At 70.9% G+C, this 17,495-nt stretch carries 14 protein-coding genes; 12 read left to right on the top strand and 2 right to left on the bottom strand.

Annotated elements, in window-relative coordinates; translation table 11 throughout:
- Position 1: 1 nt before the first annotated feature.
- Entirely contained in the window at positions 2–1,195 is a 1,194-nt protein-coding gene (locus tag IEJ02_RS05580) for an MFS transporter (RefSeq protein WP_191063660.1), read from the bottom strand.
- A 175-nt stretch (positions 1,196–1,370) separates the two neighbouring features.
- Between IEJ02_RS05580 and IEJ02_RS05575 the strand changes: the two genes are divergently transcribed.
- Positions 1,371–2,363, top strand: a complete 993-nt coding sequence (locus IEJ02_RS05575) for an ArsR/SmtB family transcription factor (protein WP_191063659.1) — start codon at positions 1,371–1,373, stop codon at positions 2,361–2,363.
- 4 nt (positions 2,364–2,367) lie between these two features.
- Here the strand turns inward: IEJ02_RS05575 and IEJ02_RS05570 are convergent, their stop codons facing one another.
- Positions 2,368–3,762, bottom strand: a complete 1,395-nt coding sequence (locus IEJ02_RS05570) for a cytochrome P450 (protein WP_191063658.1) — start codon at positions 3,760–3,762, stop codon at positions 2,368–2,370.
- 388 nt (positions 3,763–4,150) lie between these two features.
- Between IEJ02_RS05570 and IEJ02_RS05565 the strand changes: the two genes are divergently transcribed.
- The 11 genes from IEJ02_RS05565 to IEJ02_RS05515 all read left to right on the top strand — a co-directional run bounded on the left by IEJ02_RS05565 (position 4,151) and on the right by IEJ02_RS05515 (position 17,491).
- Complete coding sequence (locus IEJ02_RS05565) at positions 4,151–6,898, top strand: phosphoenolpyruvate synthase (RefSeq protein ID WP_191063657.1); 2,748 nt, start codon at positions 4,151–4,153, stop codon at positions 6,896–6,898.
- On the top strand, positions 6,891–8,597 hold the full coding sequence (locus tag IEJ02_RS05560) for an AMP-binding protein (RefSeq protein WP_191063656.1): 1,707 nt from the start codon (positions 6,891–6,893) through the stop codon (positions 8,595–8,597). The genes IEJ02_RS05565 and IEJ02_RS05560 overlap by 8 nt, the downstream gene beginning before the upstream one ends.
- Positions 8,594–10,249 carry a hypothetical protein gene (locus IEJ02_RS05555; protein ID WP_191063655.1) on the top strand — a complete coding sequence of 552 codons (1,656 nt, stop codon included), beginning with the start codon at positions 8,594–8,596 and terminating at the stop codon, positions 10,247–10,249. Before IEJ02_RS05560 ends, IEJ02_RS05555 begins: the two co-directional genes overlap by 4 nt.
- A gap of 16 nt (positions 10,250–10,265) precedes the next feature.
- Positions 10,266–10,589 (top strand): phosphopantetheine-binding protein, encoded by a 324-nt coding sequence (locus tag IEJ02_RS05550; RefSeq protein ID WP_191063654.1) that lies wholly within the window; start codon positions 10,266–10,268, stop codon positions 10,587–10,589.
- Positions 10,586–11,740, top strand: coding sequence for an SDR family oxidoreductase (locus tag IEJ02_RS05545; protein ID WP_191063653.1), 1,155 nt, complete (start codon positions 10,586–10,588; stop codon positions 11,738–11,740). Before IEJ02_RS05550 ends, IEJ02_RS05545 begins: the two co-directional genes overlap by 4 nt.
- Positions 11,737–12,741, top strand: coding sequence for a nucleoside-diphosphate kinase (locus IEJ02_RS05540; protein ID WP_191063652.1), 1,005 nt, complete (start codon positions 11,737–11,739; stop codon positions 12,739–12,741). The genes IEJ02_RS05545 and IEJ02_RS05540 overlap by 4 nt, the downstream gene beginning before the upstream one ends.
- A 16-nt stretch (positions 12,742–12,757) precedes the next feature.
- Positions 12,758–13,747, top strand: a complete 990-nt coding sequence (locus tag IEJ02_RS05535; RefSeq protein WP_191063651.1) for a ScbA/BarX family gamma-butyrolactone biosynthesis protein — start codon at positions 12,758–12,760, stop codon at positions 13,745–13,747.
- A gap of 52 nt (positions 13,748–13,799) precedes the next feature.
- Entirely contained in the window at positions 13,800–14,708 is a 909-nt protein-coding gene (locus tag IEJ02_RS05530; RefSeq protein WP_191063650.1) for a UbiA family prenyltransferase, read from the top strand.
- Positions 14,709–14,713: 5 nt separating this feature from the next.
- On the top strand, positions 14,714–15,979 hold the full coding sequence (locus IEJ02_RS05525; RefSeq protein WP_275558245.1) for an amidohydrolase family protein: 1,266 nt from the start codon (positions 14,714–14,716) through the stop codon (positions 15,977–15,979).
- 88 nt (positions 15,980–16,067) lie between these two features.
- A complete protein-coding gene (locus tag IEJ02_RS05520; RefSeq protein ID WP_191063649.1) occupies positions 16,068–16,931 on the top strand; it encodes an SAM-dependent methyltransferase in 864 nt (287 codons plus the stop codon).
- A gap of 101 nt (positions 16,932–17,032) precedes the next feature.
- Entirely contained in the window at positions 17,033–17,491 is a 459-nt protein-coding gene (locus tag IEJ02_RS05515) for a MarR family winged helix-turn-helix transcriptional regulator (protein ID WP_191063648.1), read from the top strand.
- Positions 17,492–17,495 lie beyond the last annotated feature (4 nt).

Genomic DNA, 17,495 nt, shown 5'->3' with positions numbered 1-17,495 from the left:
TCTACCTACTATAGGGGCGCCGAGGGTGTCCCGGAAGTGGCGTGCGGGCCGGCAGATGGCGGACCAGGGCGAGTGCGGTCAGGAGTGCGACGAGTGCGCACACACCCCACCAGCCGGCCCGGCCCCAGGCGCGCACACCGAGCCAGGAACCCGCGCTGCCACCCAGATAGGCGCAGGTCATATAGGCGGTGTTGAGCCTGGAGCGGGCGTCCGGGCGCAGGGCGTAGACGCGGGCCTGGTTGGCCACCATGCCGGACTGCATCGCCACGTCCAGCAGCAGTGTGCCGACCGTCAGGGCGACCAGGCCCGGCGTCCCGCCCAGGGCACCCGCGGCGAGGACCGCGGCGGAGAGGAGCACCCCGAGCAGGCAGATGAGGTTCACCGGATCGGGCCCTCGGCGGTCCACCAGGCGCCCGGCGAGCGGGGTGCACAGCATGGTCGCCCCGCCGACCAGGGCGAGCAGCCCGACGGCCTGGGCGCCGAGCCCGTAGGCGGGACCGGTGAGGAGCAGCGCCAGGCAGGTCCAGACGGCCGAGAATCCGGCGAAGACGGTCGCCTGGTACCAGCAGGAGCGGCGCAGCTCCGGCTCGGTGCGCAGCAGGCGCAGCGGTTCGGCCAGGAGCGCGGGGTAGGACTGCCGGGAGGCCGGGGTCGTGGCGGGGACCGCGAACGCCAGGACGGTGGCGAGCAGCAGCGCCAGGACCGCGGCCACGAGGTAGGGGGCCCGCCAGCCCAGCCACTCGCCGAGGGTGCCGCTGAAGGTGCGGGCCAGCAGCATGCCGCCGGTCGATCCGCTCAGCAGGGTGCCGATCACCGCTCCCCGGCGGTCGGCGGCCACGAGACCGGCCGCCAGCGGGCCGACGATCTGCGCCGCCACCGTGGTCAGCCCGACGAGAGCGCTGGCGGCGACGAGGGGCGGCAGGGCGGGCGCGCACCCGGCGGCGAGCAGCGCCAGGCCGGTAAGGCCGAGCAGGACGACGAGGAACGTACGGTGCGGAATGCGGTCGCCGAGCGGCACCAGCAGGACGATTCCGGCCGTGTAGCCGACCTGGGTGGCGGTGACCACCACGGTGGCCGAGTCGGCCGACACCCGCAGCCCGTCGGCCACCAGCGGGCCGATGGACTGCGGGAAGTAGATGTTGCCCACCGCCACCGCGCAGGTGATGGCGAGGAGCAGGACCATACGGCGGCTCATCCGGCCGTGGTCCGCACACGCAGCAGCCACAGACGCAGTGGCCGCGCACGCAGAGCCGGCACACGCGGTGTCCGCGCACGCAGGGGGTGTCTCACGGAAGGTGTCGTGGGATGTGTCATGGGCCGAAGTCCATGCCACCGGAGTTCCGCCGCCAATCGATGTAGCGTATGGCTTAATGATCAGCTTTGTGCTCGATGTCGAGGACCTGGCGGACACGCGGTTCGCCGTATCGCCCTTGAACGAGACGGTGTTCAGCCTGCGGGTGCTGCATGACCCGACCCTGTCCGCGGTGCATCTGCCGTGGCGCAGAGCCGTACTCGGCGGACTCGGCGACCTGGACACCGGCCTCCTGATGTCCCTGGTGGCGCGGCGACGCACCCTTCCGGACTTCCTGACCCCACGGCCCGCCGGCTTCGCCCCGGCCTTCGAGGACGAGCTCGCCGTCGTCCGTCGGACCCCTCCCGGCCTGGTCCGCCGCGATCTGCTGGCCACGCACGCGCCGGACTCGCTGCCCTGGGCGCTGCGCGATGCCACCGCGGCCGACGACGCGACCGTCGCCGCACTCCGTGACACCATCTGCGCCCTGCTACGGCAGTACTGGGAGATCGCCGTCAAGCCGATGTGGCCACGGATGCGACTCGTCGTGGAGGCCGACATGACCTACCGCGCGCGCCAACTGGCCATGGGAGGCGCCCGCTTGCTCTTCGCCGATATGCATCCCCATCTGCGCTGGGACAACGGGGTGCTGCACATCGCCAAGATGATCAGCCGGCACCGCGTCGCGGCGTCCGGCCGAGGGCTGCTCCTCCTGCCCTCCGTCTTCGCACACAAGCCCGCGCCCCCGGTGAGCCCGGAGGAACCTCCGTCGCTGGTCTACCCCAGCCGTGGCGTGGCGACGCTGTGGGCCTCGGCGCCCACTCACGACGCGGCCGCTCTGGTGTCGCTCATCGGCGCGCCCCGGGCGAGGCTCCTCGGTCTCCTCGAGGAGCCCCTGCCCACCGTCGAGCTCGCCCGCCGCCTCAGGGTGACTTCGAGCGCCGTGTCCCAGCACCTGCGCGTCCTGCACGCCACGGGGCTGGTCACCCGGGCGCGCCACGGACGGCAGGTGCTGTACCGGCGAAGTCCCCTCGGCGACCAACTCACGGCCACAGACCGACCGCGCGGGTGATGGCCTATTCGGACGGGGCCGGGTGCACGGGGCACCTCGGCTCCTCGCCCAACGGCGCCCGGTTCACGGGCTGTTCGCGGGCCACGGCGACCGCGCGCCTTCCCGGGACCAGGGTGACGTGCCACATGCGCTGGGCCTCCGGTGCGGGGTCGGCCGCGGTCAGCTCCACTCTCCCCAGCACCTCACGGATGATCACCTTCATCTCCATCATGGCGAGCTGCGCACCGACACAGTAGCGCCGGCCGCCGCCGAACGGCAGGAAGGACTTCTGTGCCGCTTGGGCGCCCTCGCCGAGGAACCGCTCCGGCCGGAACTCCTCGGGGTCCGGATACGCCTCGCTGTCCTGGTGGATGAGCGAGAACATCGGGATGGCCACCCATCCGGCTGGGATCTCGTATGCGCCGAGCCGCAGCGGCTTGTCCAGCAGCCGCCCCGAGCCGGTGATCACCGGGCGCAGCCGCAGCACCTCCTTGACGACCGCTTCGAGGTAGCTGTCGTCCTCGCCCCGCTCCAACTCCTCCCGCAGCCGCCGCAGTACGTCGGGGGAGCGCATCAACCGTTCGAAGGCCCAGGAGAGGCCTGTCGCCGTGGTCTCGAGTCCGGCCTCCAGCAGGGTGAGCAGTTCATCGCGGATCTCCTGGTCGCTCATCGACCGGCCCTGGTCGTCCCGCGCCTGCAGCAACCGCCCCAGCACATCGGTGGCGCCGCTGTCCTCCTCGTCCCTGCGCCGCGCGATCTCGGCGAAGAGGATCTCGTCCACCGCCGCGCTGGCCCTCATGGTGCGGGTCGTCGGCAGGACCGGTATGCGCATCGCCAGTGGGGACTTCTCCGCCCACGCCCGCAGTCGCGCGGGCATCAGGAACAGCAGCGGGGAGCCACTGGCCTTGGACAGGGTGAGGAGTAACGCCCGCAGCCGGGCCAGCTGGGTGACGTCGCGGATCCCGAAGACCAGCCGCAGGGTGACCTCCAGCGTGATGGCCTGCATGTGCTCCTGGAGCGCGAACGGCCTGCCGAGCGGCCACGTCCGGATGTCCTCCGCGGCGATCTCGGCGATGAGCTCGGGGTAGCTCGCGATGGACCGGCCGTGCAGGGCCGGGCTGAGCAGTTTGCGGTGCCGCCACCACGGCTCGCCGTCGTTCGTGAACAGCGAATAGTCGCCGAGCCAGGGCACGTATCCGGCGCGCAGTGCCCCGGCCCGGTTGCCGTCGCCGTCCGTGCTGTAGATCTCCGCGGCGAGTTCCGCGGTGGACACCACCACCTGGGGCGGGAAGCCGATCAGCTTCATGCGGAACACCGGGCCGTAGCGCCGCCGAAGTGCCGCGAAGTAGTGGACCGGGTCGCGCATGCGCACGGTCTGCAGAAGGGCGGGCTGCCGGGAGCCGGGAGGAAGGAGGGACATCGGTTTTCTCCAGTTCTCCAGCGTCCGCTCAGTTCTCCGGCGGCTGCGCGGCAGTGGCCACTAGTGGCCATTGTGCGGCCCACCAGGGATTCGCCACCGGCCGGGGAGAACAAAGGGCGTGGGGGCAGGAAACGGGGCGGGAGCAATGGCAGGATCCTAGCGTTACCAGCTCACTACTACCCCCAGCGAACGCCGAGCGCCAGGGGTAACCGGCCGTCAATCGCCCGGAAATGCCGTAGCAACCAGCCAAAGTGTCGGGATGTCATGAAGTGGCCTTGCAAAAGAGAGGGGAAGCATCGCAATCGCCAGATCCGTGGGGTACGGTGAAACTTCCTCGTGATCAAGCGGGGTGTGTTTCGCGACGCGTGTCCGGAGGCCGAGGAAACAGATGCGAGCCATAGTCGACGACAGCCTCCCAGGTGAGGCCGCGAAGCTGGCGGGCGGGAAGGGGAAGAATCTCCATGAGCTCTCCAGGAACGGGCTCGCCGTCCCCCGGTGGGCAGTCGTCGGGCTCGATGTGTTCCAGGAATTCATCGCCGCACTCGACGAGACGGGACGCATCGGGGATCTGCTCGCCGAGGTCACCCAGGACAATGTGAACCGAATCTCCCGGCAGCTGGCCGAAATCATCGAGTCGGGGGAGTTGAGCGACGACGCGGCGTCGGTCATCGAAGAAGCGTATGCGCATGTGGGGCGCCCTCGGGTCGCGGTGCGCTCTTCCGGCGTCGAGGAGGACGGCGCGGAGCTCTCCTTCGCCGGTCAGTTCGCCACCTACCTCAATGTGTCCGGACTCCCCGAAGTGATAGCGCACGTCAAGAAGTGCTGGGCGTCGGCGTTCTCCGAGCGATCGCTGCACTACCGGCTGCGCCACGGGCTGCCGCCGCGCGACGCGGGCATCGCCGTCGTGGTGCAGGACATGGTGGATGCCGAGCGCAGCGGCGTCATGTTCACCGCCAACCCGGTGACCGGCAATCGGCGGCAGTATGTGATCAGTTCCGTGTACGGACTGGGCGAGGGCCTGGTCTCGGGCGCGGTGGACGCCGACACCGTCCGTCTAGACGGCGCCACGGGCGCGGTGGACGACACCGTGCTCGGCGACAAGCAGGAGCGGTACCACCTGGATCCGGCGGGTTCCGGATATCTGGTGGCCGAAGTGGAGCCGGCCGACCGGGAGAAGCTGTCGCTTGAGCCGAAGGACATAGCACGGCTGCACGAGGCCGGGGCGCGCATCGCGACGGTCTTCGACACCCCGCAGGACATCGAGTGGGCGCTCGCGGGCGACGCCCTGTGGATTTTACAGGCCCGCCCCATCACCGCGCTGCCGGATGCGATCCAGCCATCGGAGGATGAGTTAGGGCCGAGCGAAGGCGAACTCCGGATCTGGGACAACGCCAACATCATCGAGAGCTTCTCCGGAATCGTTTCACCGCTGACCTACAGCTTCGCGGCCAATGTCTACGGCAGGGTCTACGAATACTACGCCCGAGGGCTTCGGGTCCCGCCCGCCGCACTGCGCGAGATCGAGGAATGGGCCCCTCATATGCTCGGCTATTTCCATGGCCGGGTGTACTACAACCTGCTCCACTGGTACCGGATGGTACGGATCGCGCCACTGTACAAACTCAACAGGAAAGTACTTGAAGTCGCGATCGGCGTCGAGGAGCCACTCGACGACGAAATGGCCGAGACCATCTACCCGTACACCTTCTCTTCTTCCTTGCGCGGCCGGCTGTCCCGCGCGAGGACGGTGGCCGCTTTCGTACGCCGCTTCCTCACCATGAACCGCTCTGTCGAACGTTTCATGGCCTACTTCTACAAGGCGTACGAGGAGTTCGACAACGTCGACTACGACGCGATGGAGGGCCAGGACGTCTACCGGCGATTCCGCGCCCTGGAGAAGGACCTGCTGGAGAAGTGGGGTCCGATGCAGACCCTGGACGCGGCGATTCTCTGGTCCATCGGCGCACTCGCCCTGCTGAACAGACGCTGGCTGCCCGACGCCCCCGAATGGCTCACCTGGAGCGCCGCCAGCCCCGGCTCCCGGGTGGAGTCCATCGAACCCGCCCGCGCGCTGTCGGCCCTCGCCGCCACCGTCCGTGACGACGCCGAGCTGAGCCGACTCATCCAGGAAACCCCGGCCGCGGACACCCATCAGGCGCTGCGCGACGGCGGCCACGCCGCGTTCCTCGCCTCGGTGGACGAGTACGTCGCCGCGTACGGCTACCGCAGCCTCGACGAGCTCAAGCTCGAAGTGCCCGATCTGCGGGAGGACCCGTCGAGCCTGTTCCCCATGGTGCGTGCCGCGCTGCCCGAGGTGGACACCCATTCCGGCGAGAAGGCCGACGCCTATCTGGACGAGCACCTGCGCGGGCCGCGCCGGGTGCTCTACGACGTCGTCCGCCGCAAGGCACAAACCTCCCTCTACAACCGGGAACGGCTGAGATTCTGCCGCACCCGCGCGTTCGGCTCGGCGAAGCGGATGCTGCGCGCCATGGGCCGCGATCTGGCCAGGATGCGGGCGATCGACCACTGGAACGATGTCTTCTTCCTGCGCCTGGAGGAGCTGCGGGGCGCCTACGAGGGCACGACGGCGCACACCGATCTGCGCGGCCTCGTGGAGCTGCGCAAGCGTCAGCAGGCCGAGGACGAGCAGCTGTCCGCGCCGTCCCGGTTCACCACCCGTGGCGCCGCCTACTGGCGGGGCAATCTGGAGCGGGCCGGCTTTGTGAAGGGCGGCGTGGCGCGCACCGGCGTCCGGGAGTTGCGCGGTACCCCGTCCTGCCCCGGTGTGGTGGAGGCCCGCGCCGTCGTCACGGACACCCCGGTGGACGTGGACGGCGGTGTCCTGGTGACCTATCGCACGGATCCGGGCTGGGTCGCCGCGCTGCCCTCCGCCTCGGCACTCGTCATCGAGCGGGGCAGCCCGCTGACGCATGTGGCGATCGTCGCCCGTGAGCTCGGCATTCCGACCGTCGTCCAGGTCAAGGGCGCGGTCACGGAGATGGAGACCGGTATGCGGCTGAGGGTGGACGGAGGCACGGGGGCGATCACGTTCCTGGACGACGACACCCCGGCCGAGACCGGCACCGACACCGGGGCCGAGACAGGGCACACGAAGGACGCGACGAGTGAGTGACGCACTGCTCTCCTGGCTGACGGATCCTCCCCGGACGACTGCCGGAGACCTCCACGGCCGAGGCATCCACCTCGCCGACGACCGAGGCGGCTGGGAGTTCCACGGATACCCCCAACTCGCCGCCTCCGCACGGCGGGTGGCCGGATCGCTGGCGGCACGAGGAGTGCGCCCCGGCGATGTGGTGTGCGTCCTCCTGCCCACCGGTTTCCCGTGTCTGTCGTCGCTCTTCGGCGTCTGGGCCGCGGGCGCCACGGTGTGCCTCATCCCCCCGCCGGCGTTCGCCGCCGAGGCCGAGTACGTGGAGCACACGGCCGGGATCCTGCGGCAGACCGAGGCCGCCGTCACCATCACCGCCGAGGGCCTCGCCCCCGTGGCCGCCCGGGTACTGGCCGCCGCGGGCTCCGACCGCGAGCCGTGGATCTGGCGCGATGACGGCGATGAGATCCAGCCCCGCGAACCCGGCGAACTCGCCCTCCTCCAGTTCACCTCGGGCTCCAGCAGCCGGCCCCGCGGAGTCCGGGTCACCTGGGCGAACCTGGAGGCCAACCTCGCACTGATCCGGAGCACACTCGGCTGGCGCGCGGGCGACGCCGGGGCCTCCTGGCTGCCGCTCCACCACGACATGGGGCTCATCGGCTGTCTGCTCACCCCCGTGAGCGTGAGGGCCGATCTGTGGCTCATGCGCCCCGAGCAGTTCATCCGCGATCCGGCCCGCTGGCTGCGGTGCTTCGCCGTCGCCGCGCACACCGCCGCCCCGCCGTTCGCGTTCGAGTACGCGGCCCGGCGGCTCGGCGACCGGCTCGCGGAGCTGGACCTGTCCGCGTGGCGCAACGCCATCGTCGGCGCCGAACCCATCAACCCCCGTGCGCTGGAGCACTTCGCCAAGCTCGCCGCACCCGCCGGATTCTCCCCCTCCGTCTACCTGCCGTCGTACGGGCTCGCCGAGGCCACGCTCGCGGTGACCGTCCGTACCTCCGGCACCCCCGCGCCGACCGTGCGCGTGGACACCGGCACGCTGCGCTTCGCAGGCCCCATCACCATCGACGAGGAGGGCGAGTTCGCGAGCTCCGCGACGACGCCCTCCGAGGGTGAGGACGGCTGGCTGATCGGCTGCGGCGGCCCCGGCGACGGGGTGGGCGCCACGGTGGTCGACGACGAGGGACGGGCCCTGCCCGACGGCCACCTCGGCGAGATCGAGGTGACCGGCCCCTCGGTGACGAGCGGCTACCACGCCGGGCGCACCGGCTCCACGCGGTTCGTCGACGGCGGCATCAGGACCGGGGACGCCGGGTTCTTCCACCGCGGCGAGCTGTTCGTGCTCGGCCGGATGGGCGACAGCCTCAAGGCGCGCGGACGCAGCGTCTACATGGAGGACCTGGAGGCGAAGGTGGTCTCCGCGACCGGGATCGCCCGGGAGAAGTGCGCGGTCGTCGGCGTCGAGGGCACCGGTGGCACCTCGGTGACGCTGTTCGCGGAGAAGGCCGAGGGCGCGTGGGTGGAGGCCGCCACGCTCGTCCTGCGCGGCGCACTCGGCGACGACGTCGCCATCACCGTCGTCACCGGCCGCAGTGGGCTGATCAGAAAGACGTCCAGCGGCAAGCCGAGACGTCGCCACATGTGGGAAGAGCTGCGAGCAGGCCGCCTCAAAGACGTGCGTGTCCTGGAGACGGCCCATGTCACGACCGGGAGGCCCGTGTGATCCTCAGCGAGGACTATCTGCAGAACCTGCTCGACAAGACCATTCCGCGGATCCACTCCGTCGCCAACTGCGCTGTGGTCCTCGAGGGTTCGATCGCCGAGGGCTTCGGCAATTCCTCGTCCGACATCGACTTCCTGCTCATCGCGGACAGCGACGCCGACCTGCCCACCATGCCCTCGCTCCTGTTCCTGGACGGGCGGCGGGTCGAGGTCAGGACCCGCTCCGTGCGGCAGCTCGCCGAGCAGTTCTCCGCGATCACGACCGACACGCGCGGCCACGTGGGCGCCGTCTCGGAGGATCTGCTGAACCGCTGTCAGCGTCTGCTGCGCAGCTTCCCACTGCGCAATCCGGACCTGGTGGCGAAGGTCAAGGGGCTGATGTCCTTCGACGACTTCCAGGACACGATGCGCGAGTGGTGGGCACACCACGCACGCCAGTCGATCCGCTACGCGCTCGCCCTGCGGGAACTCGGCCAGGACGAGGAGGCCGCGGCGTGGACCGAGGCAGGACTGCTCCAGGCGGTGAAGTCCTGGGCGGCGGGGCGGGGAGAGACCTACCTGGAGCCGAAGTGGCTGCCCATGCAGCTGGACCGCATCGGGGACCAACCGCTGTGTGACCGGTACCGGACGCTCGCCTCGCTGGAGGCGTCGGACCTCGACACCGCCGAGTACATCACCGAGGGCGTCCGGCTCACGGCCGATCTGGGGGTGGCGGGCGCCGAACCCGACTCCGAGCGGATCACCGTGGCCAGGGCCACCGGGGTGACCACCTGGCAGACCGGCGACCGCGTGCATGTCGTACGCGACAAGCGGGACGTGTTCGTCCTCGGGGACAGGGCGGCGCGGGCCTGGCGTTCGGTCGTCTTCGGTCGGCCCCTGGGGAGCGTAGTGGCCGTGGCGGAGGCGTCGGGGGCACCGCAGGCGGGCCCGCTGATCGCCCAGTTCCTCCGGTTCGGACTGGTGAAGGTGGCGTGGAAGGGCGGCGGCCCGATCGTCCCCGCCATGCCGCTTGCCGCCCCGTCCGGCCCCGTCACACCGCCACCGAGTATCGCGCGGCCCGTCGTCACCGTGGGCGGGGCTGCGGTCGGCGGTGAGGAGGGCATCGATCTCGTGCCCATGCCGGCCCGCCGGTTCAGCGCCGCCGCGATGACCCTGGTGTGGTCCAACGTGCTGGTGGAGAACGCCCGCGAGGACCTCACCGGCGCCCTGGACCGCGAGCAGTGGAGCGTCGCCGAACTCAGTGCCCGGAGGATGCTGCGGGCCGCGCTGCGCGGCGTGCTCAGCGCCCATGGAGTCAACCCGCTGCCCCCGGACTCCGAGGTCGTCCGCAGGCTGTCCCTCCTTCCGGCGGGGGCCGACACCGACGAGATCCGGGCGAAGGCCCGGCACCTCGCGACGCTCACCGTCGCGTCCGCGGCCCAGGGCAGCGCGGCGCTCACCGCGCTGGACGACTTCGTCGCCCTGGTCCGGCACACGGTCGGCGCACACAGCTTCCCGTCCTCCTTCGACTCCTCGGACGGATGGCGGCAGACGCTGGAGATCGGCTACGACTGGCTGCGCCTCGGCGCCCACCTCGACGCGGACCTGCCCATCGACGAGGCGAGCGATCTGCTGTCCAGCGGTGGCGCGCAGCCGCATCTCGCCACCACCTGACGCTGAGGGAGGAACGTTGACGTCAAGCACCGGCACACCATCGCCGAACGAGGACGAGACGCGGAGCAAGGTGTACGCGATCGTCGGCGCGATGGCGCCCGCGGGGGGCGCCACCCTGGCCGACGACACCGAGCTCGTCGCGGATCTGGCCTATGACTCGCTCCGGCTCATCGAGCTGACGCTGGCGCTGGAGGAGGGCTTCGGGCTCGGGGAGCTCGCTCAGGAGAGGACCGCCACGGTCACCACGCTCGGCGACATCGCCCGCCTGGTGGCCGAAGCGCGGCGAGAGACCGAGGCACGGCAAGAGACCGAAGCGCCGCGAGCGGAGGCGGGCCGATGACGGAGCGCATGAGGATCCTGGTGACCGGCGCGGCCGGGCTGGTCGGCGCGGAGGTCACCGCCCGGCTGGTGGCGGCCGGGCACCAGGTCACCGCCCTGGTCCACCACCAGCCGGTGGTCATACGCAACGACGGCACCCCGCTGGAGCCGGACGCCGTCACCTGCCTGCTGGGCGATGTGACCCAGCCCCGGCTCGGGCTGTCCGAGGATGCGTACCAGGCGCTGGTCGTGGACGGCCTCGACCGCATCGTGCACTGCGCCGCGATCACCGACTTCGGCCTCCCCGACGAGGTCTACCAGGCGGTCAACGTCGACGGTACCGGCCACGTCCTGGAGCTGGCCCGCGCCGGCGGTGTGCCTCTCGTGCATGTGGGAACCGCCTATGTGTGCGGTGAGCGCGACGGGCTGATCCGCGAGACGGAGCTGGACGAGGGCCAGCGCCTCGCCAACGCCTACGAGGACAGCAAGTTCCGGGCCGAGGCCCTGGTGCACAAGGCCCAGGCCGACGGGGTGCGCACCGCGATCGTCCGCCCCAGCATCGTCGTCGGCGACGAGCGCACCGGTGTGGTGCGCGACTACAAGAACATCTACGTCGTGCTCAAACTGGCCACCGAGGGCAAGGTCCGCTCCATCCCCGGCCAGTACGAGGCACGTCTCGACCTGGTGCCCGTGGACTATGTGGCGGACATCATCACCGAGGTCACCCACCGGTTCGAGGAGGCGGCGGGCCGGACCTTCCACGCGGTGGGCGCACCGCTGACGCTGCGGGACTTCTCCGATGTGATGGCCGAGTACCCGCCGTTCCACGTGCCGCGGTTCGTCCCGCCGACGAGCTTCGACGCCCAGCGGCTGCCCCGCCGGGAGCGGGCGTACTACGAGCGTGTCATGACGCTCTACGAGAGCTACTTCCGGCGCCGGACGTGCTTCGACGACTCCCACACGGCGGGTCTGGCCACCCGCAGGCCACCGGCGGACGGGCAGGACTTCCTGCGCACGCTGATCGACCACTGCCTGGAGACGGGCTACCTGGGCGCACCGCCTGCCGACGCCACCGAGGTGCTCGCCCGGCTGAACATAGCGGCTCCGGACGCGGCACCGACGGCGAACGGGACCGGCCCGACGGCGAGCGATGTGAACGGAGCCGGCCGATGAGCGAGGACACCACGAACGGCCGGCCCTTCGGCGAGGACATCTCCCCGGCCCTCAGCTGCGATCCGCGCAAGCGCGTCCTCTTCGGCTCGGACACCTACTTCCTGGAGAGCGTCGAACAGCTCGCCACCCTCACCGCCGATGTCGACGGCTTCCTCCACCGGCACGCCGCACTGCTGCTCAAGCCCGACGCCGTGGTCAGCAGGCAGCTACCGACGACGGTCGACTGGCTGACCCGGGAGGGGTTCCGGATCGTGGCCGCGGAACGCACCCGGCTCACCCCCAACACCGTGCGGGCGCTGTGGTACTTCCAGTGGAACCTGGCCACACCGGAGCGCCGCCGTCTCGCCGATCTGTTCACCGACACCTGCGACGCGGTGGTGCTCGTGGTGCGCCAGGACGCCGACGGGGCCGAGGCCCTGCCGAGCGCACCCGCGTCGGTCGTCCTGACCGAGCGGAAGGGCCCCACCGACCCGCGAGCGCGGATCCCCGGCCAGCTCCGCTACGCGACCGGCCGCTACAGCTATCTGCTCAACCTCGTCCACACCCCCGACGAACCCGCCGATGTGGCACGGGAGTTGGGCATCTACTTCGGCGCGGCGCTCCGGCGGCGGGTCTACGCCTCCGCGCTGGCGGGCGAGGACCAGTCGGCCCGCGCGCGTGAGCTCGGCGAGCGGTTGCACGCCGAGGTGCCCGAGCGGGACCTCTCCTTCGAACCGGCCGCGGAACGGCTCGAGCGGGCCGTGGCGGAGGCGGAGGAATCCCTGGCCCCCGGCGCCGTCCGGGACGAGCTGCGGGCGGCCCGGCTCGCCGCCCGGGACCAGGAGGGCTACCGGCGGCTGATCGAAGCCGTGTGGCGGGCCGGGCTGCCGCTCGACGCCTGGGACACGGTGATCGTCGGCTCCCACGTCCTGCCGATGAAGCGCAAGGGGCTGGCCCCCGTGCTCGGTGGAGTCAGCGTGTCCGACTGGCATCACCACCTGGCGCGGTCGGCGGTTCGGTAACACAGAGGGGGAAAGCATGGACACGGTGGAATTCAGCCAGACGGTGCCGCGCGAGCTCGTCCATCGGCTGAGCCTGGCCGAGGTGTTTTTGACCGGCGTACTCGCCCGGGACGAGGACACCCTCGACATCGGGGTGCAGATACCCCGCTCACACGCCTTCTACCGGGACACGGCGGGCTGCCGCCACGTCTACGACCCGATGGTCCTGGTGGAGGCCGTCCGGCAGTCGCTCCTCATGCTGGGCCACGATCTGTTCGAGAACCCGTTCGGCACGAAGTTCATCCTGCGGGACATCGCCCTGCGCGACGTGGACATCACCGCGCTCGCGGTACGCGACGTACCCACCGAGGTGGTGCTGCGCTGCCGCATCGTGCGCCGCTTCCGTGGCCGCGAGGGCCTGAAGGGGGCGCGGCTGTCCTACACCGCGCTGATCGGCGACCGCGTGGCGGCGACGCTGGAGGGCTCCATGTCCTGGCTGACGCCCGCCCAGTGGCAAGCGACGCGCGAGGACGTGCGTGCCACGCTGGGGCTGCCCGTCCAGGCCACGTTCACGGCCTGCGAGCCGGAGCCGCGGATCGGGGCGGCCCTGGTCGACCGCAGGGACGCCACGAACGTGGTCATCTCCCCGATTCAGCTCCAACTCCCGCAGGACGGCGGGGAGATGGGGACCGCGCGGCTCCTCGTCGACACCAGCCACCCGGTGCTGTTCGACCACCCCCTGGACCATGTCCCCGGCATGCTGACCCTTGAGGCGTTCCGCCAGCTCGGCATCGCCACCGCCGTGGAAACCGGGGCGCTGCCGTCGGCGTCGGCCGTCCTCACGGGGCTGAAGGCGCGCTTCACCGGCTTCGGCGAGCTCGACCTGCCGATCACCTGCGAGAGCGTCCGGGTGGAAGGCGACGGGACGAGCGCCGTTCTGCGGTGCGCCATGAAGCAGGCCGGACACACCATCGCCGACGGCGAACTGCGCCTCACACCGGCCCCGACGGAAGCGCGGCCGATATGACCGCCGCCCCCGGCACGCTCGGCCGTCCCCTGTCCGGGAGACGGTGGCAGCGTTGAGCGATGTCCTGACCGCTTCCCGCGTACCGGCCCGGCTGGGCCGTTTCGTCCTGCGGATGTTCCGCCCGCAGATCTACGTCACCTACGGCGTGCTGTGGACCCTGACCCTGGAGGGCTCGGCCGAGGCACTTTCGGGGCCCTCCTCGCACTGGACACCTTCCGGGGCGACCGTGGTGCGCGCGGTGAGCGTGGTGCTGGCCCTGCTGTTCGCCCGCATGGTCGATGAACAGAAGGACCTGGAGTACGACCGTCGGCACAACCCGGACCGGCCGCTGGTGACGGGCGCCATCACGGTGGCGGAGCTGCGCGGCGCCATGGCGCTGATCACAGTACTCGTCGTCGTGCTGAACGCGCTCGTCTCGGCCCTCTCCGTGCTGCTGATCCTGCTCGCCCTCGGGTACACGCTGTTCCTGGTCGCGCTGGAGCGCTGGTCGCCGCGGATCGGCGAGGCCCTTCTCGCCAATCTCCTCGTCAGCTACCCGGTGCAGCTGCTGCTCTCCGTCTACCTCTATGTCTCGCTGCTGACCGGCGACGCGATCGACGGCGACGGGCGGGCCGTCCCGCTGATGGCCATGTTCGCCTGCGCCTTCCTCCAGTTCGAGTTCGCGCGGAAGACCGAGTGGCGGCGGGACCCAGAGGCACGGCTGTACTCGGAGGTGCTCGGCCCGCGCGGCAGCGCGGCCGTGTGCCTCGCTCTCGCCGTGGGCGCGGTGGCACTCGGACTCCTGCTCTTCGGTACGCGGGGCCTGCTGCCGGCGCTGAGCATCGTCTTCCCCGCGCTCGGTGCCTGGCGCTTCCTCGTGCGCAGACAGCCATCCGGGCTGATGCTCCCGGCGATGGGCTTTGTGCTCTTCTTCAACCTGCTGTGTTTCTACGGCTCCACAGCGATCGCGATCGGACGGTGAGAGAGGTGCGGCCGGTGATCATCGACAAGGTGCGGATCTTCGACGGGACGGCGATGCTGGGCCCCGGGGCGGTGGAGTTCGCCGACGGGGTCATCACGCGCGTCCTCACGGAGCCCGCCGCGGCCACGGGGGCATCGGCGTCGGCCGATGTGATCGACGGAACGGGCCTGACGCTGCTGCCCGGGCTGATCGACGCGCATACGCATGTGTTCGGCGCCGAGAGCAATCTCGAACTGGCGCTGGCCTTCGGTGTGACGACCGAGCTGGACATGTTCATGGGCCCGCCGGAGCTCACCCAGGCCCTGTGCACGGCGGCCGGTGAGCGTGCCGACCTTGCCGATATGCGCAGCTCGGGGCTGGTGGCAAGCGCGCCCGGAGGGCACCCCGGCCACGCCATGCCGCTGCTGCCGACGGTGGCCGGGCCCGAGGACGCCGACGCGTTCGTGGCCGCGCGACAGGCGGAGGGCGCACACTTCATCAAGATCATCGTGGACGATGGCGCGAACCACGGGATGTCGCTGCCCGCCCTGGACGGGGCGACCGTGACGGCGCTCGCCGACGCCGCGCGGCGCCGGGGCCTGCTCACCGTGGCCCATGTGTCCGCCGGGTGGTCCGCGCGACTCGCCCTGGACAGCGGTGTGGACATGCTGACGCACCTTCCGCTGGAAGCGGCTCTGGACGACGCGTTCGTCAGCCGGACCGCGGACGAGAAGCGGGTCGCCATCCCCACCCTGGCCATGCTGGAGGCGTCCGCCCCGGAGACCTCCTCCCGGCCCCGCACGGGACGATCGCTGGCGGGCGATCCGCGGATCGTCGGCTACCTCCCGGAGCACGCCCGTACGGCGATCGCGTCGGGCCGCGAGGGCCTTTGCGTGGAGAAGGCGTCCCCCGAGCACCACTTCACCCACGCCCTGGCGAGCGTGGCCCGTCTGCACCGGGCAGGCGTGCCCGTACTGGCGGGGACCGACACCAACTACCGGCTGGACCGCGCCTGCCCGGTCGTCCACGGCGCCAGTCTCCACACCGAGCTGGCCCTCCTCGTCGAGGCCGGACTGACTCCGGCGGAGGCGCTTACGGCGGCGACCTCGGCCCCCGCCGCGCACTTCGGTCTGGCCGACCGCGGGGTGATCGCGCCGGGGCGGCGCGCGGATCTCGTCCTGGTCGAGGGCGACCCCACGCGGGACATCACTCGCACCCGGTCGATCGAGGCGATCTGGCGCGGCGGCGTCCGCTTCGACCGCGAGGCGTACCGCAAGCGCACCGCCTCATGAGCTGGAGCGACGCGCTCATGAGCGGGAACGACACGCTCACGAACCGGAGAGAAGGCATGAGAGACCACCACACGAAGCGGAGGACCACGTGACCGACGGACACGAGCGCCTGGCGGGAGTCAGCAGCACCGCGCTGTTCGTGGGCATCACCCGCGCGAACGAGAGCCGGCGCCCGGACCGGCTGTTCGAGGACGCCCTGGCCACACGTTTCGTCGACGCCGCGGGCGCCGAGCAGCAGGCGGTCTGGACTGAGGGGCAGGGAAAGCCGTTCACCGAGGCCATGGGCGACTACTTCGCCCTGCGCACCCGGTACTTCGACGACTACTTCACACAGGCGTGCGCGGCCGGCTGCCGCCAGGCGGTCCTGCTCGCGGCGGGCCTGGACACCCGTGCCTTCCGTCTGCGCTGGCCGGACGGTACACGCCTCTTCGAACTGGACCAGCCCGAGGTGCTGGACTTCAAGGAACACGTCCTCCGGGGCGAGGAGCCGCGCTGTGAACGCGAGGTGATCGCGGCCGACCTGCGCGAGGACTGGCCCTCGCTGCTGGCGAAGCAGGGCTTCCGGGAGGACGTGCCGACGGCCTGGCTGGTCGAGGGGATACTCGTCTACCTGACCGAGCGCGACGCGGACCAGCTACTGGACCGGATCACTGCGCTGTCCGCGCCGGGCAGCCACCTCGGGGTGGAACATGTCACCCGGTCGATGGTGAACACCGACCAGGCCCAGGACGCGGCGTCCGCCTCACCGGAGGGCATCATGAGCATGCTGTCCTCCCTGTGGAAGAACGAGATGACGCAGCCCCCCGCCGACTGGCTCGCGGACCACGGCTGGAGCGCCGCGGAAGAACCCCTCACCGACCTGGCGGAGCGGCACGCCCGCCCGGTTCCCCCGGCCTTCGACCCGGCCCTCCCCGGCACGGGTCGCGTCCGCCTGCTGACGGCCGACCGCTGACCGATCCCACCGCCAGATGGCGCCTTGACTTCACCTTAGGTTGAACTTCTACGGTCGATCCCATCGTCAGTCGAGTTCACGCAACGACGGAGGGACCGGCCATGGAGTACTCCCACAGCGACGCCGAACTGCTCAAGCAGCCCATCGGATACTGGAGCTGGGCGGCCTACAAGGCCGTGGTCAGCCGCATCCAGGCGGCTCTCGCCGGGGTCGGCACCACCCAGCCGCAGTGGTGGGTCATCGCGCAGGTCGCACGCGCCGACACGGTCAAGACCCGCGGTGAGGTGTCCGGCCTCCTCCGCAACTATCTCGACGCCGGCCCGGAGGTCATGGAGGCGGAGATCGACCGGACCATCGCCCTGGGCTGGATCACCGAGGACGCCGAGGGGCGCCTGGGCATCACTGAGGAGGGCCGGGCCTTCTACGACAAGGCCGCGGCCCTCCAGGACGAGCTGTGGGCGGAACGGCACGCGGGCATCTCCGACGAGGAGTACCTGACGACCCTCAAGGTGCTGCAGCGCTTCATCCACAACACGGGCGGGCATGCCTGGCACCACTAGCTTC

It is taken from the genome of Streptomyces sp. 5-10 (genome assembly GCF_014712245.1).
Lineage (GTDB): Bacteria > Actinomycetota > Actinomycetes > Streptomycetales > Streptomycetaceae > Streptomyces > Streptomyces violaceusniger.
The sequence above is the reverse complement of the archived record's forward strand: the minus strand, read 5'-3'. Positions and strand labels throughout refer to the sequence as shown.